At 52.9% G+C, this 244-nt stretch carries 1 pseudogene; it reads left to right on the top strand.

Features of this window, described 5'->3' with window-relative positions:
• A pseudogene (locus tag SB660_RS23055) lies at positions 1–244 on the top strand (recombinase RarA); the annotation flags it as partial.

The following is a 244-nucleotide window of genomic DNA, read 5'->3' as shown; positions in this document are numbered from 1 at the left end:
CGGTTCCTACAGCGTTTCGGTGGACGACGACGCGATGGATCATTTCGCACAAGGGTGCGGAGGAGACGTCCGCTCCGCTTTGAACGCACTGGAGCTTGCCGTGCTCTCCACAAAGGAATCAAGCGACGGCACGATCCGGATTACACGGGAAACAGCGGAAGAATGTCTGCAGAAAAAAAGCTATACCCATGATAAAAACGGCGATGCGCATTATGACGTCTTATCCGCGTTCCAAAAATCGATC

The organism is Bacillus sp. SIMBA_005, assembly GCF_046535585.1.
Lineage (GTDB): Bacteria > Bacillota > Bacilli > Bacillales > Bacillaceae > Bacillus > Bacillus pumilus.
Note: the sequence above shows the minus strand (reverse complement) of the source record. Positions and strands in the feature narration are given on the sequence as shown.